Consider the following 21,402-nt stretch of genomic DNA (forward strand, 5'->3'; position numbering starts at 1 on the left):
GCCACGCGCGTCGCCGGGCTGGTCACGTTGGCGTGGCTACCGGAGACTTCGCGACCGCGGGTTCGTCCGCCGAGGACTTTACGATCGGCACCCCGTATAATTCCATGCGGTGATCGACGAGGCGGAAGCCGAGGCGCTCGGCGATCTTGCGCTGAAGTTCCTCGAGCTCGGCGTCATGAAATTCAATGACTTGACCGCTCTCGATGTCGATCAGATGGTCGTGATGTTCCTCGCCCGCCGCTTCGTAGCGCGAGCGCCCGTTACGGAAGTCGTGGCGCTCGAGGATGCCGTATTCTTCGAACAGACGGACGGTGCGGTAGACCGTCGCAATCGAAATGCCCGGGTCGATCGCCGCCGAGCGACGGTGCAGCTCCTCGACATCGGGATGATCGACCGCATCCGACAGGACGCGCGCAATCGTCCGGCGCTGCTCGGTGATCCGCAGACCCTTCGCCGCGCACAACGTCTCGATATCGATCCTGCCGCTCATCGGGTCACGTCCTGCTGCCGCCGCACCCTAGAAAGGCCGGGGCGCAGCGGCAAGCCGTGCCTTAGCGCGAGCGCGCAACGTTGCGCTTGGTGCCGAGGCCGATCTTCTTCGCGAGCGTCCGGCGCTGCGCGGCATAGTCGGGGGCGACCATGGGATAATCGGCGGGCAGCGACCATTTGGCGCGATAGGCGTCGGGGGTCATGCCGTAGCGCGTCATCAGGTGGCGCTTGAGCATTTTCAGCTTCTTGCCGTCTTCGAGGCAGACGATGTGATCGGGCTTGATCGAAGCGCGGACCGACACGGCGGGCTCAAGCTTCGGCGTCTCGACCGGCTCTGGGCCACCAAGGCCAGCGAGCGAAGCATAGACGCTGCTGATCGCAGTCGCGAGATCGGAAACGGCGACGGTATTGTTGGCGACGTGCGACGAGACGATGTCGGCGGTCAACGTGAGCAACTCGGCGTGCGCCGCGCGGGGGTCGGTCATGGTAAGCCCTTAACTATTTGTGGAGGATGATTATCGCGTCATATGCAGTGAGCATCCTTTTTTGACAAGCGACTAGGCGACTATATGTGAGTTAATTTATCGGGCCAGATCGCAACGCAATGTGATGGCGTCGAACTTGACGTCGCCGGGGCCGCGGTAATAGTCACGCCGCCTGCCGATAGCGATAAATCCGCCACGTCGATACAGTCCGAGAGCGGGACTATTGTCTTCCCGCACTTCAAGGAATAGTGCGTCGGCCCCGCGGATTTGTGCATCGTGTCGTGCGGCACTGAGTAATTCGCCGCCATAGCCTTTGCCGCGACATAAAGGCGGGACGCCGATGAGTAACAGTTCGGCCTCGGGCCCGACACGGCGACAGAGTGTGAAGCCGACCGGTTCACCATGATCTTCGGCAAGGCGGGCCCAGGCGATCCCGGTGCCGAACGAGCCGAGAACCTGCGGCGCCGACCACGCCTCGCCGTAACGCGGGTCGAACGCCGCGGTCATCACCGTCATGATCGGCGCGATGTCGCGACCGTCGGCGAGGCGCAGCGCTGCGGTCATGCCGCGACCGCGTCGGGCGCGCGGAGGTAGAGTGGCACTGGGGGCAGCGACCAGGCGGAGCGCGGCAGGTTGCGGAGGCTCGCTGCGCGCGGGGGCGAAAGATCGAGGCATCGCGCGCCGGGGATAAGGGCCGCTCCCGGTCCGGCGCAGGTCGTGCTCGGCGGGAGGGCGATCGTTTCCGGAGTGCCTGCCGCCGCCTCGCCCGTCTCGGCGAAGTCGCGGTCGAACGATTGCCAGTAGACTTGTCCGCGACCGGCATCGGCGACTGCGGTGACTGCGGCCAGTGACGGGTCGGCAGCGAACGCGGCGGCGGCGATCAGGCTCAGCGATCCGACGCCGGTAACGGGTACGCCCCACGCCAGTCCGAGCGCGCGCGCGGCGGCGATGCCGATCCGCAGGCCGGTGAAGCTGCCGGGGCCGATGTCGACAACGATCTCCGTCACCCGGGAGTTGCCGACGACGGCGGCGACGGCAGGCATCAGCGCCTCGGCATGGCCGCGGCCGACTTCGCGATGCTCCTCGGCGACGATGCGGTCATCGTCGAGCAACGCCACCGAGAGCGCGAACGCGGTTTCGATGACGAGGCGCATCAGCTGATTTGTGCCGCCTCGTCGAAGTCCAGCCGCGGCGAGCGGGGGAACAGTTTCTCGGTCGTGCCGTGCCCGATCGAGCAGATGAAATTGGCCTCGACCGTGGTGCCGGCGAAGAACGCGGCGTCGACCTTGGCCTTGTCGAACCCCGACATCGGCCCGCAGTCGAGCCCAAGCGACCGCGCCGCAAGGATCAAATACGCGCCCTGCAGGCTTGAATTGCGGAACGCCGTCTCGTGGATCGCGTCGGGCTTGCCGGCGAACCACGACCGCGCGTCGGCGTGCGGAAACAGGTGCGGCAGCTTCTCGTAGAACTCCATGTCCATGCCGATGATCGCGGTCACCGGCGCGGTGCGGACCTTGTCGGCGTTGGCCGCGCTGACGCACCCGGCTAATTTCTCGCGCGCCTCGACCGAACGGCAGAAGACGAACCGCGCGGGCGACGAATTCGCCGCCGTCGGCCCGAGCTTTGCCAGCTCATACAGCGTATGCAGCGTTGCGTCGGATACCGGGGTATCGGCCCAGCTGTAATAAGTCCGGGCGGTGCGAAACAGTGTGTCGAGCGCCGCGTCGTCGAGCATCATACCGCGCGGACTTCGACGACTTCGGGGACGTAATATTTGAGCAGCGACTCGATCCCGCCCTTGAGCGTCGCGGTCGACGACGGGCAGCCCGAGCACGCGCCCTGCATCTGGAGCGAGACGATGCCGCGGTTGAAGCCGCGATAGATGATGTCTCCGCCGTCGTTCGCGACCTGCGGGCGGATCCGGGTGTCGAGCAGGTCGATGATCTGCGCGACGATGTCGGCATCCTCGGGGTCGTCGTCGATCGCCGCGGCGGGAGCGGCTTCGCCCGCCATGATCGGCGCACCGCTGCTGAAGTGGTCAACGAGGATGCCGAGCACCTGCGTCTTCAGCGACGACCAGTCGGCCGATCCCTCCGCCTTGTTGACCGAAACGAAGTCCGACCCGAAGAACACGCCCTCGACGTCGCCGAGGCCGAACAATGCGGCAGCGAGCGGCGATGCGGCGGCGTCCTCCGGCGTGGTGAAGCCGATCGTCCCCGACGGCATGACGGGGCGTCCCGGCAGGAACTTGAGCGTCTGCGGGTTCGGCGTGCGCTCGGTCTCGATGTACATGGTCAGTCTCCGGGGTCACCGCGCATGTGGCGCGCCACGCCCGTCAGATCAAGTCGGGGCCGGCCGCTCACGCCAGTTCGGCGAGGCGCGCGTCGTTGAGGCTGCCGGGGACGATCATCACGAGGCACGGCAGCGTCCCCGCGCGCTCGCCCGAAAAGAACGCCACCAACGGACCGGGCGCACCCTTCGGCGCCGCGCCGAGCACCAGCGCGCGGATCGACGGATCGGCGGCGACGGTCTCGAGCACCGCCGCGGTCGGCTCGCCCTGCCGCACGATCATCCCCGGCCGCTGCCCCGACAAGGTGAAAAGCTCGTCGGCGACGCCCGCGAGCAAAGCTTCGGCATTCGCCTTGGCCTCGGCCTCGATCAACTCCTGGACCCCGCCCCATTGCATGAACTCGGTGACCGGCATCGTGTGGAGGAGGGTGACACGGCCATCGACGTGCGCCGCGCGCAGCGCCGCGAAGCGCATCGCCACCCGGCTCTCGGGAGTGTCGTCGACGACGACGAGGAAGGTCCGAACGTTGTCCACGGGGCACAGTCTAGGCGCTTGCCGCCCCCGGACAAGCCCGGCAAATTAACCCTATTCCATCAGCTTTTTCTGCAGATACGTCATCGTCAGCGCGGTCGTATGCGCTGCCTGCTTGAGGTCCGCCCCTGCGCCGTGCCCGCCCTCGGTGTTCTCGTAATAATAGAAATGATAGCCCATCTCCTCCATCCGCGCGGCGAACTTGCGCGCGTGCTGCGGGCCGACGCGGTCGTCCTTGGTCGTGGTGAAGATGAACGGCTCGGGGTATTTCACCCCCGCGCGCAGGTTCGCGTACGGCGAGGTCTTCTGCCAGAATGCCATCACCGCCGGGTCGTCGACGTTGCCGTACTCGCCCTGCCACGATGCCCCGGCGGCGATCTGGCCGATGCGGATCATGTCGAGCAGCGGCACCTGGATGACTACCGCGTTCCACAATTCGGGGTGCTGGGTGAACTCGACCCCCATCAACAGCCCGCCGTTCGACCCGCCCTCGATGCCGAGGCGGCGCGGCGAGGTGATCTTTTTGGCGATCAGGTCGCGAGCGACGCTGGCGAAGTCGTCGTAGACGATCTGGCGCTTCACGCCCAAGCCAGCTTCGTGCCACGCCGGGCCGAACTCGCCGCCGCCGCGGATATTGGCGAGGACGTACGCGCCGCCGCGCTCGAGCCACAGCTTGCCCATTGCGCCGCTGTAATCGGGGGTCTCACTAACCTGGAACCCGCCGTACGCATACAGCAGGGTCGGGGTCGAGCCGTCGTACTTCAGGTCCTTCCGGTGGACGACGAAGTACGGGATTTTCGTTCCGTCGGTCGACGTCGCCTCGAACTGCTCGACAACGTCGCGCGACGCATCGAACTTCGCAGGCAGCGTCTTGACCGTTGCCAGCGAGCCCGTCGCGGCGTCGGCGAGCGCGAGCGACGATGGCGTCAGGAAGCCGCTCATCCGCACGAACGCGCGGTTCGAGCGGCGGTCGGCGTCGCCGAGGTCGACCGCGAGATTATCGGGAACATCGAGTTTCGCCCGGGTCCACCGCCCGCCCGCCGCCGGGGTAAACACCCACGCCCGCCCGCGGACGTTGTCGAGCGTCGTGACGACGAGCGTGTCGCGCGTCGCGGCGACGTCGCCCAATGCATCGCGCGGCCCGGGCGCCCAAATCAGGCTCGGCTTGAGCGCATCGGGCGCGACCTCGACCGCGGCGAGGTCGAGCTGGGCGAGTGACCCCGACGGCAATGTCGTGCCGGCGGCCGTCCACGCCTCGTCGAGCCTGACGACGACGCGGCCGGCGACGAGGTCGGCGACGCTCGCCTTCGCCGGGATCGCGAGGCGCTTCGTCCCGGTCGGCGTGACGACGAAGGTCTCATAGTGGAAGAAGTCGATCGCGCGCTGGATGATCGTCAGCTGGCGGCCCTGCGCGTCGTGGAGGACGACCGGGTTGACCTCGACGTCGCCCTTGGTGCCGCGATAGACCTCGACCGCGGATGACAGCGGCTGGCCGCGCGTTAGCCGCTTGACGATGTACGGATAGCCCGAGCTGGTCAGGTCGCCGGGGGTCCATTCGCTCGCGACGAGCAAATGGTCGGCGTCCTCCCACGCGACGGCGTGCTTGGCGCGCGGCAGGTCGAAGCCGCCAGCGACGAATTTGCCGGTGTCGAGGTCGAATTCACGGACGACGACCGCGTCCTCGCCGCCGTCGGACAGCGAGATCAGGCAGCGCCGCTCGTCGGGTTCGAGGCAATGCGCGCCGTGCCACACCCAGCTCTTCCCCTCGGCCTTGCCGAGCGCGTCGACGTCGAGGACTGTCTTCCAGTCGGGCGCGTCGGTCCGATAGCTGGCGAGAGTCGTCATCCGCCAGATGCCGCGGAGATGGTCGGGGTCCTGCCAGAAATTATAGATCGCGCCGTGGGTGAAGGTCGGCTGCGGAATCCGGTCCTTCGCCCCAGCGATAGCGAGCGCCTCGTCGTATAGCGTCTTGTAGCGCGGGTCGGCCTCGAGCACCCCGGTGCTGTAGGCGTTGCGCGCGTTGACCCACGCCATCGCGCGGGGCGAGTCGACGCTTTCGAGCCAGAGGTAGGGGTCGGCAGCGGTAGCGGCGGGGGTCGCGGTTGCGGCAGGGGGGGCGGCGGCTGCCGGTGCGGCGGCACCGCCGAGGGTGGCGATCGTCGAGGCGGCGAGCAGGGTTCGGATCACGGGGTTCCTATCGGACTCAAAGGCGCAAGCAACCTAGGCGACCGCGACGGCGAACGACAATCCCTGCGGCGACGCGATCAGCGGCGCGGCGCTGTCCTACAGGGCTGGCGATGCGGTATGATCGCGGGTTCGAGTCGGCGCGTACTTGCCGGCACCGCGTTCTTTCTCATTGTTGGAGTCGTTGTCTTATGCGGCTCGGGAGGGCTGTCACCGAAACATGCAATTCGTCGTGATTTCTCCGCAGAGCTTGCATGCTCAAAGCTCGAAAGCTGGTCGTTTCGTGGACTTGTGTAACCTTTGGGCACGGTCGGCCGCGGGTGGCATTGGCAAGATGCTGAGACGTCTGCCTGAATTGTCATCGCCGCGAAGGCGGGGACCCATCACCACTGAACGTTGGGACAATGGGTCCCCGCCTTCGCGGCGATGACGGCGGAGTGGGCGATCGCAGCCTACGCGGCAATCACAGCGCGCGTGGATGCGAAAAAGCTGGTCGTTCAGTGGACTTGTGTAACCTTCCGGCCCGGCCGCGCCACTAGAACGACGCGCGGACTCCCCCGAAGAATGCCCGTCGTGCCCCGTACTGTGGCGCGCCGACCCCGACCCCCGACCCGTCGCGGATCGCATAGCTGTGGTCGAAGGCGTTGGTCACGTCGAAGCGGATCGACAGGCCCTTGAGCGCGTCGATCGACTGGCTGACGCCGAAATTGACCTGGACGTACGACGGCAGCTTGCCGCCGTTGGGGACGATCCCCGCCGGATCCCCCGCGCGCAGACCATCGCCATAGATGAAGTCGGCCGACGGGGTGAGCTTGCCGATGCCGTCGCCGAACGCATACGAGCCGCCGCCCGACGCGCTCCAATTCTGCGAATGGTCGGTGTAGATATAGTGGTTCTGGATGTACGCGAGCTCGGCCGGGGCAAAGAAGAACTGGCTGGAGACGATGTTCTTGCCCTTCTCCTGCCCGCGCGTCGCATTGCCGTACAGCGACAATGCGCCGCGCCGGTACGTCGTCGTCAGCTCAATGCCCCAGGCATAGCCTTTTTCGTAGTTGAACGGTGACAGGACGAGCGATTCGCCGAACTGGCCCTCGTCGAGCAGGTCCTTCTTGATCTTGTAATAGCCGTCGAGGCCGACCGTCAGCCCGGGGAGGACGGTCTGGAGGACGCCGGCGTCGAAGTAATGCTCGCGCTCGGATTTGACCGCGGACGAGAAGGGGACCTCGGGCTGCTTGGTCGTGCCGTTGAACTGGGCGACTGTCGTCGTCCCGATCAGCTCCTGCGGCGGCGGGGTGAAGTTGCGGGCATAGCCGGCATGGAAGGTCGTTCCCGTCGTCGGCGTGTAGACGAGATTGATCCGCGGACTGAGCTGGTTCTCGCTGGTGTAGGCGTCGACCGCGTCGAAGCGTGCCCCGACGTTGAGCGTGAGTTCGGGCGTCAGGCTCCATTCGTCCTGGAGATAGACGCCGTAAAGCTGGCCGGTCTTGCTGCCGGCGACGGTGATCGGAAAGGCGGTGTCGCTCGTCTGGTTGCCCTCGCTGTCGGTCGGCAGGACCCGTGACGTTACGTTCGACCGCGTCCGCTCGTTCTGGAAGAAGACGCCGCCGCGGAGCGTATGCGCCTCGGACAGCTTGTAGCTGGCGTCGGCCTGGACGCCGTAGACGAGACTCGACAGCCGCGACTGGTCGGAGAAGCCGTTGAAGATGATGTCGCCGCCCGCCGGATCGGGCAGGAAGCTGGTCCGCGAATAGCGGACGAACGGCGCGACGAGGACGTTGAGTGCGTCGCCTGAATATTGATACGAGACGACGCCGTAGTGGGTGACCTCGCGCTGGTTCTGGTCGAGCAGCGACGAATCGAAGGTCGTCTGGCGGTTGAGCTGATACGCGCCGACCTGCCCCGGATTGTTGGGGATCTGGAACTTGCCGATGGCCGTCCCGCCAAACGCGCTGATCCGGCTGGTGTCGGACAGGATCTGCGACAGATAGACGAAGCCGCGATACTGCTCGGTCCGGTCGTGGATCGCGCTCCGCGACCGGGTCGGGTTCTCGATACCGAGGTCGTCACGGAGGTAGCTTCCCGAGACGAAATAGTTGAGGCCGCCGGTCGAGTTCTGCAGCGTGAAGCTCGGCTCGACCCGCCCGTTCGACCCGCCATACAGGTCGACGTTACCGGCAAGGTCGAACGCCCCCGACTGGGTCGCGATGTTGACCACCCCGGCGGTGCGGTAGCCGTATTGCGCGGGCAGGGTGCCGGTGAGCAGATTGACCGACTTGGCGATTCGCGTGTCGATCGTCTGGCCGAACCCGGCGATGCTTTCGGGGATGATGACGCCGTTGAGCCGGTACTGGACGTTGCCATGCTCGTTGCGGACGTGAATCTCGTCGTCGCTGTCCTGGCTGACGCCGGGGGCCTGCTGGAGCAACTGCGAGATCCCGCGGTCCTGCCCGCCGGGCTGGGAGTCGATCGTCGCGCGGTCGAAGCTATAGTCGCTCGCGCCGAGGCTCGGCAGGATCGCGTCGCGCGCGGCATCGAGCTTGCGCGCGGTGACGACAATCTCGTCGGATGGCGCGGGTGGTGTCGTCGGCTTGACCTGGGCGACGGCGGCGATGGGGAGCAGGCAGGTCGCGGCGAGCAGTGACGCGGTCGACAGGGTAGGGCGCACGAGCAACTCCATGTAACGATATAGTATCACATCTACCCGAGCGAGCGACCGCTGCCTAAACCATTTATCGTTCATCAAGGCTACCGCCATCGGTCATCTCAAGCCTGCCGTTGCCGGTCTCGCTGCGTGCGCCTATGTCCGCAGCAACAGTGAACGGGCGCTGAAGCGCCTGCATCCGGCCGGGAGAGACATCGATGGCAACGACCACGACCGACAATTTCATGGGCCTCGACGGCTTCGAGTTCGTCGAGTTCACCGGCCCCGACCCCCAGGCGCTCGCTGCCCTGTTCGAGGCGATGGGCTTCACCCACGTCGCGACCCACCGGTCGAAGGACGTGCGGCGATATGCGCAGGGGGCGATCAATTTCCTGCTCAACATGGATACCGCGGGACAGGCGGCCGAGTTCCGCAACGCCCATGGCCCCTCCGCCAATGCGATGGCGTTCCGGGTCGGCGACGCGGCGCACGCCTTTGCCGAGGCGGTTTCGCGCGGCGCCACCCCGGTGACCGGCCCGGTCGGGCCGATGGAGCTCGCCATCCCGGCGATCGAGGGGATCGGCGGGTCGAACCTGTACCTCGTCGACCGGACCGGCGAGCACGAGATCTACGATGTCGACTTCAAGCCGGTGCCGGGGGCCGGGGTCGACGATAACTCGGTCGGGCTGCACACGCTCGATCACCTGACCCACAACGTCAATCGCGGGCGGATGGCGCACTGGGCCGAGTTCTACGAGCGCATCTTCGGCTTCCGCCAGATCCGCTATTTCGACATCGAGGGCCAGTCGACCGGGCTGTTCTCCAAGGCGATGACCGCCCCCGACGACAAGATCCGCATCCCCTTGAACGAGAGCCAGGACGAGCACAGCCAGATCGAGGAGTTTCTCCGCGCCTACAAGGGCGAGGGCATCCAGCACCTCGCGCTCGCCACCGACGACATCTTCGCCACCGTCGACAAGCTCCGCGCCAACGGCATCCGCTTCCAGGAGTCGCCCGACACCTACTTCGATATGATCGACCAGCGCCTCCCCGGGCACAACCACTCGGTCGAGGAGATGCGGTCGCGCAGCATCCTGATCGACGGCGCGCCCGAGACCGGCGGCGGCCTCCTCCTTCAGATCTTCACCGAGAACATGGTCGGGCCGATCTTCTTCGAGATCATCCAGCGCAAGGGCAACGACGGATTCGGCGAGGGCAACTTCAAGGCGCTGTTCGAAAGCCTCGAGCTCGACCAGCTCCGCCGCGGGGTCATCCCGGGCAAGGTCGAGGCCTGATGGCAACCGACCCGGCCGACCTGCAGGCGCAGCTTCTCGCCGCCGCCCCGGATCTCGACCTGTCGTTCCGCAAGATGTTCGGCGGCATCATGGGCTATGCCGCCGGGGTCGTCTTCGCCTCGCTGTCCGACGTCGGCCTCGCGCTCAAGCTGTCTGGCACCGAGCGTGACCGGGCCTTGGCGCTGCCGGGCGCTCTGCCGCTCCGTTATGAACCCGACGCCCCGTCGAGCAAGTCCTACGTCGTCCTGCCGTCCGAGGTCGTCGCCGACTCCGCCGCGCTCCATGACTGGGCCGTCGCCAGCGTGGCCGGGCTCAAGCCAAAGCCGGTGAAGAAGGCGAAGGGCTGATGCTGACCGGCTTCGGCAACCATTTCGCCACCGAGGCAGTCCCCGGCGCGCTCCCCGTCGGGCGCAACTCGCCGCAGCGTCCCGCCTTCGGCCTCTACGCCGAGCAGCTCAGCGGCACCGCCTTCACCGCGCCCCGGCACGAGAACCGGCGGTCGTGGCTCTACCGGCTCCGCCCGAGCGCCTCACACCCGCCCTTCGTCCGCTACACCGGCGCCCCCGACTTTGCCCCCGGCACGGTCGACGACCCGCTCGCGCCGAACCGGCTGCGCTGGGACCCGCTGGCGATGCCCGCCGCGCCGCTCGACCTGATCGATTCGATCACGACGATGGTCGCCAACCGCGATCCGGCCAGCCTCGAAGGGGTCGCCGTCCACCTTTACCGCGCGGCCAAGGACATGGACGTCCGCGCCTTCGTCGATGCCGATGGCGAGCTGCTGTTCATCCCGCAAGCGGGGCGGCTGACGCTGCTCACCGAGCTCGGCCGGATCGACGTTGCGCCCGGTGAGATCGCCCTCGTCCCGCGCGGCGTCCGCTTCCGCGCCCTCCTCCCCGACGGCACCGCGCAGGGCTATGTCGCCGAGAACCACGGCAGCCTGTTCCGCCTGCCCGACCTCGGCCCGATCGGGGCGAACGGCCTCGCCAACCCGCGCGACTTCGAGACCCCGGAGGCGTGGTTCGAGGACCGCGACGAGCCGTTCGAGCTGATCCAGAAGTCGCTCGGCAGCCTGTGGACGACGCAGCTCGACCATAGCCCGCTCGACGTCGTCGCCTGGCACGGCAACCTCGTGCCGTGGCGGTATGACCTCGCTCGCTTCAACACGATTGGCAGCGTCAGCTTCGACCATCCTGACCCGTCGATCTACACCGTCCTGACCTCGTCGTCGGGGGTGCCGGGGCGCGCCAACGCCGACTTCGTCCTGTTCCCGCCGCGCTGGCTCGTCGCCGAGGACACCTTCCGCCCGCCGTGGTTCCACCGCAACATCATGAGCGAGTGCATGGGGCTGATCCACGGGGCGTACGATGCCAAGGCCGAAGGCTTCGCGCCCGGCGGGCTGTCGCTCCACAACCTGATGGCGGGGCACGGCCCCGACCTGTCGACGTGGCAGGCCGCCAGCGCCGCCCAACTCGCCCCGCGCAAGCTCGACGCGACGATGGCGTTCATGGTCGAAAGCTGCTGGCCGTTCCGCCCGACCCGCTTCGCCCTCGACCGCGCCCAGCCCGACTATGACGCCGCATGGGCCGGCTTTCCAAAGGCCAAACTGCCATGAAGCTCGCCAGTCTCAAGCACGGTCGCGACGGACGGCTGGTCGTGGTGTCCGACGACCTTGCATGGTGCGCAGCGCCGCCGCTGGCTTGGCCGACGCTCCAGTCGGCCCTCGACGACTGGCACCATGCCGAGCCGGTGCTGCGCGGCGTGGCCGAGAGCCTGTCGCACGACGCCGTCCCGCACAGCCGCTTCCACGAGCGCGAGGCCGCCGCGCCGCTGCCCCGGGCGTACCAGTGGGCCGATGGCTCGGCGTATGTGAACCACGTCGCGCTGGTCCGGCAGGCGCGCGGAGCGGAGATGCCCGCGACCTTTTGGACCGACCCGCTGATGTACCAGGGCGGTTCGGACCAGTTCCTCGCGCCGCGCGACCCGATCCCGTTCGTCGACGATGCGTGGGGGCTCGACCTCGAGGCCGAGGTCGTCGTCGTCACCGGCGACGTCCCGCGCGGAGCAAGCCGTGACGAGGCGCTTGCGGCGATCCGCCTCGTCGGGCTGGTCAACGACGTCTCGCTCCGCGGGCTGATCGCCCCCGAACTCGCCAAGGGCTTCGGCTTCGTCCAGTCGAAGCCGGCGAGCGCGCTGTCGCCGGTGTTCGTCACCCCCGACGCGCTCGGCGACCGCTGGCGCGATGGCAAGCTCCACGGCGTGCTGTCGGTCGATCTCGACGGACAGGCGTTCGGACGCGCCGACGCGGGGGAGGACATGACCTTCGACTTCGGCACGCTGATCGCGCATCTGGCGAAGACCCGGGCGATCGGCGCGGGGAGCATCATCGGCTCGGGGACCGTCAGCAACCGCGGCACCGACGGCGGCCCGGGGCTCCCGGTTGCGGCGGGCGGGCGCGGCTACAGCTGCATCGCCGAAGTTCGCGTCGTCGAGACGATCACCGGCGGCGCGGCGACGACGCCGTTCCTGCGCCCCGGCAATGTCGTCCGGATCGAGATGCTCGACGAGCGGCATCATTCGATCTTCGGGGCGATCGAGCAGGCGGTTGTCGCGGACTGAACCCTCCGCCAGTTCGGTTAAGTTGACAGAGTTGACGAAATCGGACGTTTTCGTTCGAGGCGAACGCTCGCCGAAGTCGCGGACCTGACTGTTAATTTAACCGATGCTTCCAGCGGATCGAATTCTCGCTACGCGGCTTGGACAAGCGGCTTAAGTTGACAGCGTTGACATAATCTACCGTTTTTCAGCGAACCGCGCGTCACCGCAGGTGGCGGATTCGCCGGTAGGGCGGTCGACGGCGGCTTCCGCCGACCGATAACTTGCAGCACCGACCGATCTAGCGGGAGCGCTGTAGCGGATGACAATGAGAAAGCGCACGTCCCGCCGCCCGGTGGCGACTCGAAGCCCCTGCGATACCCCCGCAAACCGGGTGTAGGACAGCGAATTCAGTGCGCGGGCGGAACTGGCGTCGCCGCCGACACAACGTGTCGAGCGTCGCCATAGCGTCTTCGGGCAGGTCGATCGCCGCCACCGCAAGGTTCTCGCGCAGATGCACCACCGACAACGTTCTTGGGATCAGCAGGACATTCGGCGACCGCCACGGCAGCCACGCGAGCGCAACCTGCATCGGCGTGACGCCAAGATCGGCCGCGACGCCGTCGAGCACGCGGCCGTCTGCGCCGCTATTTAGGTGCGCGCTCACGCGCGCTCACAGCGCGCAACGGTGCATACTCGCCGCCGGGATTCCAGGCCGGCCACGCCGCGCTATCGGCGACCTCGGCCCCAAGCGCGAACGCAACGCTCGCCTCCTGCGCGGTCCCGGCGAAGGTCCATTTGGGGTCGAATTCGTCGCTCGGCTGGTGGTAGCGCTTGGCGTTATAGTCGGCGACGATCGGCACCCCCGCCGCGAGGCCGCCGTCCACCAGGTCGCGCCCGGCGCGGAACGTGATCGCGGGCACGCCGCGCTTGGCGAACGAATATTGGTCGGAGCGGAAGTACCAGCCGGCCTCGACCGCGGGCTCGTCGTCGACCCGCAACCCTTGCGCGGCGGCGATCCGGCGGACGTCGGCCTCGACCGGGGTGCGCCCGCCGCCGATCAGCTCGATGTCGCGCGCCGCCGGCAAAACGACGTGCGGGTCGAGGTTGATCATCAAAGCGGTCGTCGCCAGCGGATACAGCGGGTGCGCGGCGTAATAGTCGGACCCGAGGAGGCCCTTCTCCTCGGCGGTCCACGCCGCGAAGACGACAGTCCGCGCCGGCCGCGCGCCATGCGCGAAGGCGCGGGCGATCTCGAGCACCTCGGCGGTGCCGGTGGCGTTGTCGACCGCGCCGTTGCGGATCGTGTCGCCGGTCGCGTCGGGGCCGTTCATCCCGTTGGCGTCCCAGTGCGCGCCGTAGAGGACGACCTCTTTCGGCCGCGATGCTCCCGTCAGCTTGGCGATGACATTGTGGCTTATGACCGGGGTCGCGGTCAGAATTCCGCTCGCCGATACCGTGCTGCCGTCGAGCGCGAAGGCGCGGAACCCCGGATCGCGCGAACGGGTCTTGAGCCCGTCGAGCGTCAGGCCGTGGCGGCGGAGCAGGTCGACCGCGACGTCGCGCGTCAGCCAGCCGCTGAACTTGAACGCCGAGGGGCCGAGTGGGGCGAAGGTAAATTGCGGCAAGGTGTCGCCGCTGCCGACCTGCGAGAAGGGGTAGCTCGCCGCCGCGTCCTCGTGGATGACGAGCGCGCCGATCGCGCCCGCCTTCGCTGCCGCCTCGAGCTTCGCGCCGACGCGCCCGGCATAGACCATCCGGCGGCCTTCAAAGCCGAGGTCGCGCCCGCCCTCGAAGTCGGGGTCGTTGGCCAGGACGACCGCGATCTTGCCGGCCATGTCGACCCCGGCATAGGCGTCCCACCCCTTCGCGCGGTCGACGATGCCGAAGCCGGCGAAGACCAGCGGCGCGGCGGTGACCGTCGTCGTGCCGGCGTTGCGCAGCGACAGCGCGGCGTCGCGGCCGAGGACGAGCGGGCGCGCGGTTCCCTGCACGCCGAGGACCATTGTCGCGCCGGGGGCGCGGTCGAGCCGGACCAGCGGGACATCCTGGAACCAGCCGCTATTCTCGCCGCCGGGTTGCAGGCCGGCAGCGGAGAACTGTTTGGCGAGATAGTCGATCGTCTTCGCTTCCCCCGCCTCGCCGGGCCCGCGCCCGCCGAAGGCATCGGAGGACAGCACGCGGACGTCGGCCTTGATGTGCTCAGCGGAAATCGGCGACGCGGCGGCGAGGGCCACGGCGAGCGAGATGGCAATCATGAGGGTCCCTCAGTCAAACGGCCGGTCGAGCGACGGCGGCGGCGTCGAGAACCAGCGCGGCCCATCGGCGGTGATGTGGAAGCAGTCCTCGAGCCGGACGCCGAATTGCCCCGGCAGATACAGTCCCGGCTCGTCGGAGAAGCACATGCCGGGGATCAGCGGCGTCGTCTCGCCATGGACGAGGTTGACCGGCTCGTGCCCGTCGAGGCCGATGCCGTGGCCGGTGCGGTGCGACAGGCCGGGCAGGCGGTAGCCGGGGCCGAAGCCCTGCGCGGTGTAGAAAGCGCGGACCGCGTCGTCGACGCTCCCCGCCGGGGCGCCGACTTTCGCTGCCCCGAACGCGACCTGCTGCCCGCGGGCGACGGTGTCCCAGACGCGGCGGACGGCGTCGGGAGCGCGGCCGGGGACGAAGGTCCGCGAGATGTCGGATTGATAGCCGTCGACGGTGCAGCCGCAGTCCATCAGCACGACCTCGCCCTCGCGGACGCGTTGCGGCTTGCTCGAGCCGTGCGGATACGCCGCGGCCTCGCCGAGCAGGACGAGCGCGAATTCGGGAACGCCGCCGAGCTTGACCGTGGCGGCGTCCATCAGCGCGCCGATATCGCCGGGGGTCATCCCCTCGCGGACCCGCGGCCATGTCCAGCGATACGCGGCGATCGTGATGTCGCTCGCCTTCTGCATCAGCGCGAGCTCGGCGGGCGTCTTGAGCATCCGGCAGCCGCGCACGACCGGGTTCGCCGACACGATCCGCGCCTCCGGCAGCGCCTTGGCGAGCCCGTCGCTGGCGAAGAAGCGCACCGTCTCCTCGATCCCGATATCGCCGCGTGCGGCACCGCGCTCGCCGATGATCTTCGCGGCGAGCGCGACCGGGCTTTCGTCTTCCTGCCAGACGCGGACGTCGGCGGGGATGCCGAGACTCTGGCGGACCGAGGGCTCCTCGAAGAACGGCGTGACGATCACCGGGTCGCCGGTCGCGAACAGCAGGGCGAGCGTCAACCGTTCGCTCCGACGCCATTTCACCCCGGTGAAATAGACCATCGATGCGCCGGGCTCGATCACCACCGCCCCGATCCCGTGCGCCGCCATCAACGCGCGCGCCGCGTCGAGCCGCGCTGCGCGTTCGGCGGGGCCGATCGGGCGGACGTCGCCGGTCATCGAGGTAAGCCCGGCGGTGTCGATCTCGGCGGCGGCGGTTCCCGAGGGGAGGATCGCGAGCGCGCCGAGCACCGCCCCCGAAACGAGGAGCGAGCGGCGGTCGAGTCCGGCTTGGATCATGCGCCGCATCATCGAGACGCCGCGCGCGAAAGACAAGGGCCGTCGGCGAGCCTAAGTCGTGCCGAACACCCGGGCGAAGATCGTATCGACGTGCTTGAGGTGGTAGCCGAGGTCGAACAGCGGCTCGATCTCCGCCGTCGGCAGCCAACGTGTCACGTCGGGGTCGGCGACGAGCAGGTCGAGCAGCTGGAGCTTGCCGTCGGCCTGCCACACCTGCATCGCGTTGCGCTGGACGAGGCCGTACGCCTCCTCGCGGCTCGCCCCCGCCTGCGTCAGCGCAAGCAGCACGCGCTGCGAATGGATCAGCCCGCCCATCTTGTTGAGATTGGCGAGCATGCGGTCGGGATACACCAGCAACTTGTCGATCATGCCCGTCAGGCGGACCAGCGCGAAGTCGAGCGTGACCGTCGCATCGGGGCCGATCATCCGTTCGACGCTCGAATGGCTGATGTCGCGCTCGTGCCAAAGCGCGACGTTCTCGAGCGCCGGGGTGACATAGCCGCGGACCAGCCGTGCGAGGCCGGTTAGGTTCTCCGACAGCACCGGGTTGCGCTTGTGCGGCATCGCGCTCGACCCCTTCTGCCCCGGCGCGAAATACTCCTCGGCTTCGAGGACTTCGGTGCGCTGGAGGTGGCGGACCTCGGTCGCGAGCCGCTCGACGCAGCCGGCGACGACGCCGAGCGTGGCGAAATACATCGCGTGGCGGTCGCGCGGGATGACCTGCGTCGAGACCGGTTCGACCGTCAGCCCCATTGCCTTGGCGACATGCGCCTCGACGAACGGGTCGACGTTGGCGAAGGTCCCGACCGCGCCCGAGATCGCGCACGTCGCAACCTCGGCGCGCGCGGCGACGAGCCGGTCGCGGCAACGGTCGAACTCGGCATACGCCTGCGCCAGCTTGAGCCCGAAGGTCGTCGGCTCGGCGTGGATGCCGTGGCTCCGGCCAATCGTCGGGGTTATCCTGAACTCGAACGCGCGGCGCTTGAGAACGACAAGCAGCGCGTCGATGTCGGCGATCATCAGGTCGGCGGCGCGCGCGAGCTGAACCCCGAGGCAGGTGTCGAGGACGTCCGAACTCGTCATTCCCTGGTGGACGAAGCGCGCGGGCTCGCCGACATGCTCGGCAAGGTTGGTCAGGAAGGCGATGACGTCGTGGCGCGTCTCGCGCTCGATCTCGTCGATCCGGTCAACCTCGAACTTGCCCTTCGCCCACATCGTCGCCGCCGCTTCAGCCGGGATTACCCCGAGTTCGGCGAGCGCATCCATCGCGTGCGCCTCGATCTCGAACCAGATGCGAAAGCGCGTCTCGGGCTCCCAGATCGTGACCATCTCGGGGCGGGAATAGCGGGGGATCATGCGACGGCTCCAGTGCGGGGTGCGGCAATTAGCACGGGGCGGGCCGAGCCGCCAACGCGACGGACGGTGAAACCGACGCCGCCGCCGTCCGTTAACCAGCACACGACAGGAGGTCTTTATGATCAAACACTTAGCTATTGCAGCGAGTGCGGCAACGTTCGTGTTCGCCGGTGCGGCGAATGCCCAGACTGCCGCTGGCGGCATCGTCGGCGGGTCGGCATCAGCGGCCCCGGGAGCGTATTCGCCGGCAGGGGTGCGGGCGCCGGGAACGACCCCGTCCGGTCTCGGCAGTGCGATGTCGCCGGGTTCGATGAATTCGCCTGGCCTGCCCCAGCCGTCAACCGGCGTGACGCCGCCGATCGGGGCTTCAACCGCTGGGACTATGGGTGATGGCCGGGTCGGGACACTCGCTCCCGGATCGACCACCAGCCCCGCGGTCAACGGCACGACCGGCGGAATGCCGGCGACGAGCGGGACGACGCCGACAACGTCGACGACCAATCCGCCGCCGCGCTGAACTTAAACTCAACAAAACCTTGGGAGATTGACCATGAAACTCATGATCGCACTTGCCGCTACGGCACTCGCTGCAACGACGGCCTCGGCCCAAATGGTCCCCTCGTCACCGAGTGGGTCGGCAGGATCGAGTTCGATAGGGACGACCGGCACCAGCCCGACCGACACGATGTCGTCGACGGGCAGCTCGACCGACAGCATGTCGTCGAGCAGCATGTCGCCGGGGACGTCGTCGTCGACCACGACGAAGCATCACAACCGCCGGTCGTCGACCGGTATGAGCCATGGCTCGATGTCGCCCAACAGCTCGACGACGCCGGGCACTGCGGCGACGACACCGCAGTAGGCGGGCAACCGATGCCCGCTCGACGCGTTCATTGCGCGAGCGGGTGTCGGCCCAATGGCCTGCCAAGGAGATTATAGATGAAGACGAAGATCATTCTCGCCACAATCGCCGCTGCGGCGATCACATCCACCGCGATCGCTAAGCCGATGCATCACCGCATGGCATCGCACGCGTCGAGCGGGTCGGAAGCGACCAAGGCGCTCAACGAAAAGTCGCTTGCCCAGGCATCGGGCGGCGGATCGATGGGTGCCCCGATGGCACCGCGCAATGGCGCGATGTCTGACTCGGGCGCAGCTGCACCGATGGCGACGCCCGATGCCGCGCCGATGGGTTCGCCCGCGGGCAACGCGATGACGCCGCCGGCGACGCCTGCCCCGCAGCAGTAGGATCGCGCTGCGATCGAACTGATCGCAGTTTAGTCGGATGAATGGGACGGTGCGCGAGCGCCGTCCCATTTTCCGTTGTAGCGTGACCTCGCGGTAAATCTCGGGTGCATGCCGGGCCTGCAGTGGGAGCGATGAGCGGACGGATGAACGAAAACCACTTCATCACCCGGATCGGCTGGCTGCGCGCCGCGGTGCTCGGCGCGAACGACGGCGTCCTGTCGACCGCGAGCGTCATCGCCGGTGTCGCGGCGGCAAATCCGCAGGGGCGGCAAGTGCTGCTCGCCGGGATTGCCGCGCTCGTTGCCGGGGCCATGTCGATGGCAGCGGGCGAATACGTCTCGGTCAGCAGCCAGGCCGATACCGAAGCCGCCGATCTTGCCCGCGAAGAGCAGGAGCAAAAAGACGACCCGCGCGGCGAAACCCGCGAACTCGCGGCGATTTACATCAAGCGCGGGCTGAACGCCGATCTGGCGAAGAAGGTCGCGGCGCAGTTGATGGCGAAGGACGCGCTCGCTGCGCACGCCCGCGACGAGCTCGGCATCACCGAGGTGTCGACTGCGAACCCGGTGCAGGCCGCGCTGGCGTCGGCGGCGACGTTCACCGCGGGGGGCATCTGGCCAGTGCTGACCGTCCTGCTCGCACCGCCGCCGGTGCTGCTCCATGCGACATTCGCGGTGGCGCTCGTCGTGCTCGCGGTGCTCGGCGCGGCAGGAGCGCGGACAGGGGGTGCGAAGATGGTCCCGGCGACGGTGCGCGTGGTATTTTGGGGCGCGCTGGCGATGGCGGTGACTGCCGGAGTCGGGCACTTGTTCGGGACGGCGGTGGGTTAGATCAGGCGCAGCGCCACCGTCCGCCCGGGAGGGAGCGATGGCGGCGCCGCCCCGATGATCCGGTCGGCATCGCGCCGGGCACGGTCCAGGATTGTGGGCGGAACATCAGCTGGGTGATAAATCGTGTCGGCCTGATTGAGCAGGCGGAGCTGGCGTAGCGTCAGGTCGTCGGGGTCGCGGGAGGTCAGGACGATCTCAACAAGCGCGGCGGTGGCTTCGGCATCACCGATCCCCGCGACCGACGAGGCGGGTTGGCCGTGATCCGCGAACGGGTCGAGCCCGCCGCCCGGCGCGAGCGCGGTGTCCCACAGGCGGCGGCGAGCGTCGATCGTCGGATGCGTCGCCGCAACGGCGGCGCGGGCGGCGAAGATCGCGTCTGCGAGTCCGCCCAGCCGTGCCGGGAGCATTGCCTCGAAGCGCTCGCGCAACGCCTTGGCGAGGCTCGCCGACGCGCCGCCGGTGCCGACCGCGACGATGACCGGCGAGCGGTCGACGATCGCGGGGACGGTGAAGTCGCATAGCGCCGGGCGGTCGACGACGTTGACGAGCAGGCCATGGCTGCGGAGGCGGGTGGCTTCGGCCTCGGCTTCGGCGGCATCGTCGAGCGCGACGAAGGCGATCCGCGCCGGCAGGTCACGGACGACGACCCCGCCCGCCCCCTCGATCAACCGCGCCTTGGCCTCGGCGGCGGGGCCGGTGCCTATGAGGAGGACGTGCATGCCGGTGAGGCGGACGAAGATGGGGAGCGAGTGCATGGCGCACTGTATCCGATTTCGTGAAGCCCGCACCCGTGTAGGTGCGCTCCGCGCCCGCTGATGCGCACAGTACCCGCGTACGTGTGCTCCACGCCTGCTGATGTGCGCACGGCACCCGCTTATGTGCGCACAGCACCTGTTTCCGTCACCCCGGCGAAGGCCGGGGCCCATCGTCGTGCACACTCCGAACTTCGCGTTGCGCGGGTAGTTGGGCCCCGGCCTGCGCCGGGGTGACGGCGATAGGGTGCGATTCGCTCCTTGGCCGAGCGACCTTAGTTGCCGGCCGGCGCGATCCCCAGCCCCGCGATATACGCCCGCACCGCCGGCCCGACATCGTCTCGGTCGAGCGCGAGCGCGATGTTCGCCATGATGTGCCCGGCCTTGTCGCCGCAATCGAAGCGCGTGCCCTCGAACGCCAGCCCGTGGAACGGCTGCTTGCCGATCAGCTGCGCCATCGCGTCGGTCAGCTGGATCTCGTTGCCCGCGCCGCGCTTGCCCTCGGCGAGAATCGTCATCACCTCGGGCTGGAGGATGTAGCGGCCGATCACCGCGAGGGTCGACGGCGCGACGTCGGGCTTGGGCTTTTCGACGAGGCCGAGCACTTCGGTCAGGTTGCCGTCGGTCGCGCCCGGGGTGACGATGCCGTAGCTGCCGGTCCGTTCGCGTGCGACCTGCTCGACCGCGATGACGTTGCCGCCGACGCGGTTGTACGCATCGACCATCTGCTTGAGGCACGACGGGCCGTAGACGAGGTCGTCGGGGAGCAGCACCGCGAACGGCTCGTCGCCGGTGATCAGCCGCGCGCACCACACCGCGTGGCCGAGCCCGGCGGGCTCCTGCTGGCGGACGTAGGCGACGCGGCCAGGCTCGAGCTGGGTGGACTCGAGGACCGCGAGTTCGGCGGTCTTGCCCTTCGCCTTGAGCTCGGCGACGAGTTCGGCGGCGACGTCGAAATACTCCTCGAGCGCCGCCTTGCCGCGCGCGGTGACGAAGATCATCTGCTCGATCCCAGCGGCGATCGCCTCCTCGACGGCATATTGCAGCAGCGGCCGGTCGACGACGGGGAGCATTTCCTTCGGGACTGCCTTGGTCGCGGGCAGGAAGCGTGTGCCGCGCCCTCCGACGGGAAAGATCGCCTTGCGAACCGGCTTGATCATCGTTGGTTTACTC

General features: G+C 68.1%; 24 protein-coding genes. 7 read left to right on the forward strand and 17 right to left on the reverse strand.

Annotation, left to right across the window (positions count from 1 at the left end):
* Positions 1–22: 22 nt before the first annotated feature.
* The 9 genes from KZX46_RS08195 to KZX46_RS08235 form a co-directional block, all read right to left on the reverse strand.
* Positions 23–490, reverse strand: coding sequence for a Fur family transcriptional regulator (locus KZX46_RS08195; protein WP_216709660.1), 468 nt, complete (start codon positions 488–490; stop codon positions 23–25).
* A gap of 61 nt (positions 491–551) precedes the next feature.
* Positions 552–974: a MucR family transcriptional regulator gene (locus KZX46_RS08200; RefSeq protein WP_219776190.1), complete on the reverse strand. Its 423-nt coding sequence runs from the start codon at positions 972–974 to the stop codon at positions 552–554.
* A gap of 96 nt (positions 975–1,070) precedes the next feature.
* A complete protein-coding gene (locus tag KZX46_RS08205; protein ID WP_216709658.1) occupies positions 1,071–1,538 on the reverse strand; it encodes a GNAT family N-acetyltransferase in 468 nt (155 codons plus the stop codon).
* Positions 1,535–2,128 (reverse strand): tRNA (adenosine(37)-N6)-threonylcarbamoyltransferase complex dimerization subunit type 1 TsaB, encoded by a 594-nt coding sequence (gene tsaB, locus KZX46_RS08210; RefSeq protein ID WP_219776191.1) that lies wholly within the window; start codon positions 2,126–2,128, stop codon positions 1,535–1,537. Before tsaB ends, KZX46_RS08205 begins: the two co-directional genes overlap by 4 nt.
* Positions 2,128–2,712, reverse strand: coding sequence for a malonic semialdehyde reductase (locus KZX46_RS08215; RefSeq protein WP_219776192.1), 585 nt, complete (start codon positions 2,710–2,712; stop codon positions 2,128–2,130). Before KZX46_RS08215 ends, tsaB begins: the two co-directional genes overlap by 1 nt.
* On the reverse strand, positions 2,709–3,266 hold the full coding sequence (locus KZX46_RS08220; RefSeq protein ID WP_216709656.1) for a NifU family protein: 558 nt from the start codon (positions 3,264–3,266) through the stop codon (positions 2,709–2,711). The genes KZX46_RS08215 and KZX46_RS08220 overlap by 4 nt, the downstream gene beginning before the upstream one ends.
* A gap of 67 nt (positions 3,267–3,333) precedes the next feature.
* Positions 3,334–3,798, reverse strand: coding sequence for a universal stress protein (locus tag KZX46_RS08225; protein WP_216709655.1), 465 nt, complete (start codon positions 3,796–3,798; stop codon positions 3,334–3,336).
* 51 nt (positions 3,799–3,849) lie between these two features.
* Positions 3,850–5,979: a prolyl oligopeptidase family protein gene (locus KZX46_RS08230; RefSeq protein WP_219776911.1), complete on the reverse strand. Its 2,130-nt coding sequence runs from the start codon at positions 5,977–5,979 to the stop codon at positions 3,850–3,852.
* A gap of 535 nt (positions 5,980–6,514) precedes the next feature.
* Positions 6,515–8,644 carry a TonB-dependent receptor gene (locus KZX46_RS08235; RefSeq protein ID WP_219776193.1) on the reverse strand — a complete coding sequence of 710 codons (2,130 nt, stop codon included), beginning with the start codon at positions 8,642–8,644 and terminating at the stop codon, positions 6,515–6,517.
* 194 nt (positions 8,645–8,838) lie between these two features.
* On the opposite strand from KZX46_RS08235, the gene hppD reads away from it, so the two are divergent.
* From hppD to KZX46_RS08255, 4 genes are read left to right on the forward strand one after another with little or no spacing between them, the layout of a single operon-like run.
* Positions 8,839–9,915, forward strand: a complete 1,077-nt coding sequence (gene hppD / locus KZX46_RS08240; RefSeq protein WP_226896180.1) for a 4-hydroxyphenylpyruvate dioxygenase — start codon at positions 8,839–8,841, stop codon at positions 9,913–9,915.
* On the forward strand, positions 9,915–10,262 hold the full coding sequence (locus KZX46_RS08245) for a TfoX/Sxy family protein (RefSeq protein WP_219776194.1): 348 nt from the start codon (positions 9,915–9,917) through the stop codon (positions 10,260–10,262). The genes hppD and KZX46_RS08245 overlap by 1 nt, the downstream gene beginning before the upstream one ends.
* On the forward strand, positions 10,262–11,530 hold the full coding sequence (gene hmgA, locus KZX46_RS08250) for a homogentisate 1,2-dioxygenase (RefSeq protein WP_219776195.1): 1,269 nt from the start codon (positions 10,262–10,264) through the stop codon (positions 11,528–11,530). Before KZX46_RS08245 ends, hmgA begins: the two co-directional genes overlap by 1 nt.
* Complete coding sequence (locus KZX46_RS08255) at positions 11,527–12,534, forward strand: fumarylacetoacetate hydrolase family protein (RefSeq protein ID WP_219776196.1); 1,008 nt, start codon at positions 11,527–11,529, stop codon at positions 12,532–12,534. The genes hmgA and KZX46_RS08255 overlap by 4 nt, the downstream gene beginning before the upstream one ends.
* 277 nt (positions 12,535–12,811) lie before the next feature.
* On the opposite strand, the gene KZX46_RS23315 is transcribed toward KZX46_RS08255, so the two are convergent.
* From KZX46_RS23315 to purB, 4 genes are read right to left on the reverse strand one after another with little or no spacing between them, the layout of a single operon-like run.
* Positions 12,812–13,177 carry an aldo/keto reductase gene (locus KZX46_RS23315; protein WP_304610429.1) on the reverse strand — a complete coding sequence of 122 codons (366 nt, stop codon included), beginning with the start codon at positions 13,175–13,177 and terminating at the stop codon, positions 12,812–12,814.
* Positions 13,158–14,768: a M28 family peptidase gene (locus KZX46_RS08265; RefSeq protein ID WP_219776197.1), complete on the reverse strand. Its 1,611-nt coding sequence runs from the start codon at positions 14,766–14,768 to the stop codon at positions 13,158–13,160. The genes KZX46_RS23315 and KZX46_RS08265 overlap by 20 nt, the downstream gene beginning before the upstream one ends.
* 9 nt (positions 14,769–14,777) lie before the next feature.
* The gene (locus KZX46_RS08270) at positions 14,778–16,043 is read right to left on the reverse strand and encodes a Xaa-Pro peptidase family protein (protein ID WP_219776198.1); all 1,266 of its coding nucleotides are present in this window, start codon (positions 16,041–16,043) and stop codon (positions 14,778–14,780) included.
* 51 nt (positions 16,044–16,094) lie between these two features.
* Positions 16,095–17,399, reverse strand: coding sequence for an adenylosuccinate lyase (gene purB / locus KZX46_RS08275; RefSeq protein WP_219776199.1), 1,305 nt, complete (start codon positions 17,397–17,399; stop codon positions 16,095–16,097).
* 118 nt (positions 17,400–17,517) lie between these two features.
* On the opposite strand from purB, the gene KZX46_RS08280 reads away from it, so the two are divergent.
* Positions 17,518–17,916: a hypothetical protein gene (locus KZX46_RS08280; protein ID WP_219776200.1), complete on the forward strand. Its 399-nt coding sequence runs from the start codon at positions 17,518–17,520 to the stop codon at positions 17,914–17,916.
* An 8-nt stretch (positions 17,917–17,924) separates the two neighbouring features.
* On the opposite strand, the gene KZX46_RS08285 is transcribed toward KZX46_RS08280, so the two are convergent.
* Positions 17,925–18,158, reverse strand: a complete 234-nt coding sequence (locus tag KZX46_RS08285) for a hypothetical protein (RefSeq protein WP_219776201.1) — start codon at positions 18,156–18,158, stop codon at positions 17,925–17,927.
* Between the two features lie 9 nt (positions 18,159–18,167).
* A complete protein-coding gene (locus tag KZX46_RS23225) occupies positions 18,168–18,293 on the reverse strand; it encodes a hypothetical protein (RefSeq protein WP_255615356.1) in 126 nt (41 codons plus the stop codon).
* 45 nt (positions 18,294–18,338) lie between these two features.
* Here KZX46_RS23225 and KZX46_RS08290 point away from each other — a divergent pair, with 45 nt between their 5' ends.
* Both KZX46_RS08290 and KZX46_RS08295 read left to right on the forward strand, forming a co-directional pair.
* Positions 18,339–18,647 (forward strand): hypothetical protein, encoded by a 309-nt coding sequence (locus tag KZX46_RS08290; protein WP_219776202.1) that lies wholly within the window; start codon positions 18,339–18,341, stop codon positions 18,645–18,647.
* A 143-nt stretch (positions 18,648–18,790) separates the two neighbouring features.
* Positions 18,791–19,477, forward strand: a complete 687-nt coding sequence (locus tag KZX46_RS08295) for a VIT family protein (protein ID WP_226896181.1) — start codon at positions 18,791–18,793, stop codon at positions 19,475–19,477.
* Here the strand turns inward: KZX46_RS08295 and KZX46_RS08300 are convergent.
* Both KZX46_RS08300 and KZX46_RS08305 read right to left on the reverse strand, forming a co-directional pair.
* Positions 19,474–20,232, reverse strand: a complete 759-nt coding sequence (locus KZX46_RS08300; protein ID WP_219776204.1) for a bifunctional precorrin-2 dehydrogenase/sirohydrochlorin ferrochelatase — start codon at positions 20,230–20,232, stop codon at positions 19,474–19,476. The genes KZX46_RS08295 and KZX46_RS08300 overlap by 4 nt on opposite strands.
* A gap of 272 nt (positions 20,233–20,504) precedes the next feature.
* Positions 20,505–21,386, reverse strand: a complete 882-nt coding sequence (locus KZX46_RS08305; protein ID WP_219776914.1) for a UTP--glucose-1-phosphate uridylyltransferase — start codon at positions 21,384–21,386, stop codon at positions 20,505–20,507.
* Positions 21,387–21,402 lie beyond the last annotated feature (16 nt).

Source organism: Polymorphobacter sp. PAMC 29334, assembly GCF_019431245.1.
Taxonomy (GTDB): domain Bacteria; phylum Pseudomonadota; class Alphaproteobacteria; order Sphingomonadales; family Sphingomonadaceae; genus Polymorphobacter_B; species Polymorphobacter_B megasporae.

Excerpts from the sequence above, each read along its gene's own strand:
- KZX46_RS08195 (WP_216709660.1), bottom strand. The coding sequence starts at position 490 with ATGAGCGGCAGGATCGATATCGAGACGTTGTGCGCGGCGAAGGGTCTG.
- KZX46_RS08200 (WP_219776190.1), bottom strand. The coding sequence starts at position 974 with ATGACCGACCCCCGCGCGGCGCACGCCGAGTTGCTCACGTTGACCGCC.
- KZX46_RS08205 (WP_216709658.1), bottom strand. The coding sequence starts at position 1,538 with ATGACCGCAGCGCTGCGCCTCGCCGACGGTCGCGACATCGCGCCGATC.
- tsaB (WP_219776191.1), bottom strand. The coding sequence starts at position 2,128 with ATGCGCCTCGTCATCGAAACCGCGTTCGCGCTCTCGGTGGCGTTGCTC.
- KZX46_RS08215 (WP_219776192.1), bottom strand. The coding sequence starts at position 2,712 with ATGATGCTCGACGACGCGGCGCTCGACACACTGTTTCGCACCGCCCGG.
- KZX46_RS08220 (WP_216709656.1), bottom strand. The coding sequence starts at position 3,266 with ATGTACATCGAGACCGAGCGCACGCCGAACCCGCAGACGCTCAAGTTC.
- hppD (WP_226896180.1), top strand. The coding sequence starts at position 8,839 with ATGGCAACGACCACGACCGACAATTTCATGGGCCTCGACGGCTTCGAG.
- KZX46_RS08245 (WP_219776194.1), top strand. The coding sequence starts at position 9,915 with ATGGCAACCGACCCGGCCGACCTGCAGGCGCAGCTTCTCGCCGCCGCC.
- hmgA (WP_219776195.1), top strand. The coding sequence starts at position 10,262 with ATGCTGACCGGCTTCGGCAACCATTTCGCCACCGAGGCAGTCCCCGGC.
- KZX46_RS08255 (WP_219776196.1), top strand. The coding sequence starts at position 11,527 with ATGAAGCTCGCCAGTCTCAAGCACGGTCGCGACGGACGGCTGGTCGTG.
- KZX46_RS08265 (WP_219776197.1), bottom strand. The coding sequence starts at position 14,768 with ATGATTGCCATCTCGCTCGCCGTGGCCCTCGCCGCCGCGTCGCCGATT.
- KZX46_RS08270 (WP_219776198.1), bottom strand. The coding sequence starts at position 16,043 with ATGATCCAAGCCGGACTCGACCGCCGCTCGCTCCTCGTTTCGGGGGCG.
- purB (WP_219776199.1), bottom strand. The coding sequence starts at position 17,399 with ATGATCCCCCGCTATTCCCGCCCCGAGATGGTCACGATCTGGGAGCCC.
- KZX46_RS08280 (WP_219776200.1), top strand. The coding sequence starts at position 17,518 with ATGATCAAACACTTAGCTATTGCAGCGAGTGCGGCAACGTTCGTGTTC.
- KZX46_RS23225 (WP_255615356.1), bottom strand. The coding sequence starts at position 18,293 with ATGAACGCGTCGAGCGGGCATCGGTTGCCCGCCTACTGCGGTGTCGTC.
- KZX46_RS08290 (WP_219776202.1), top strand. The coding sequence starts at position 18,339 with ATGAAGACGAAGATCATTCTCGCCACAATCGCCGCTGCGGCGATCACA.
- KZX46_RS08295 (WP_226896181.1), top strand. The coding sequence starts at position 18,791 with ATGAACGAAAACCACTTCATCACCCGGATCGGCTGGCTGCGCGCCGCG.
- KZX46_RS08300 (WP_219776204.1), bottom strand. The coding sequence starts at position 20,232 with ATGCACTCGCTCCCCATCTTCGTCCGCCTCACCGGCATGCACGTCCTC.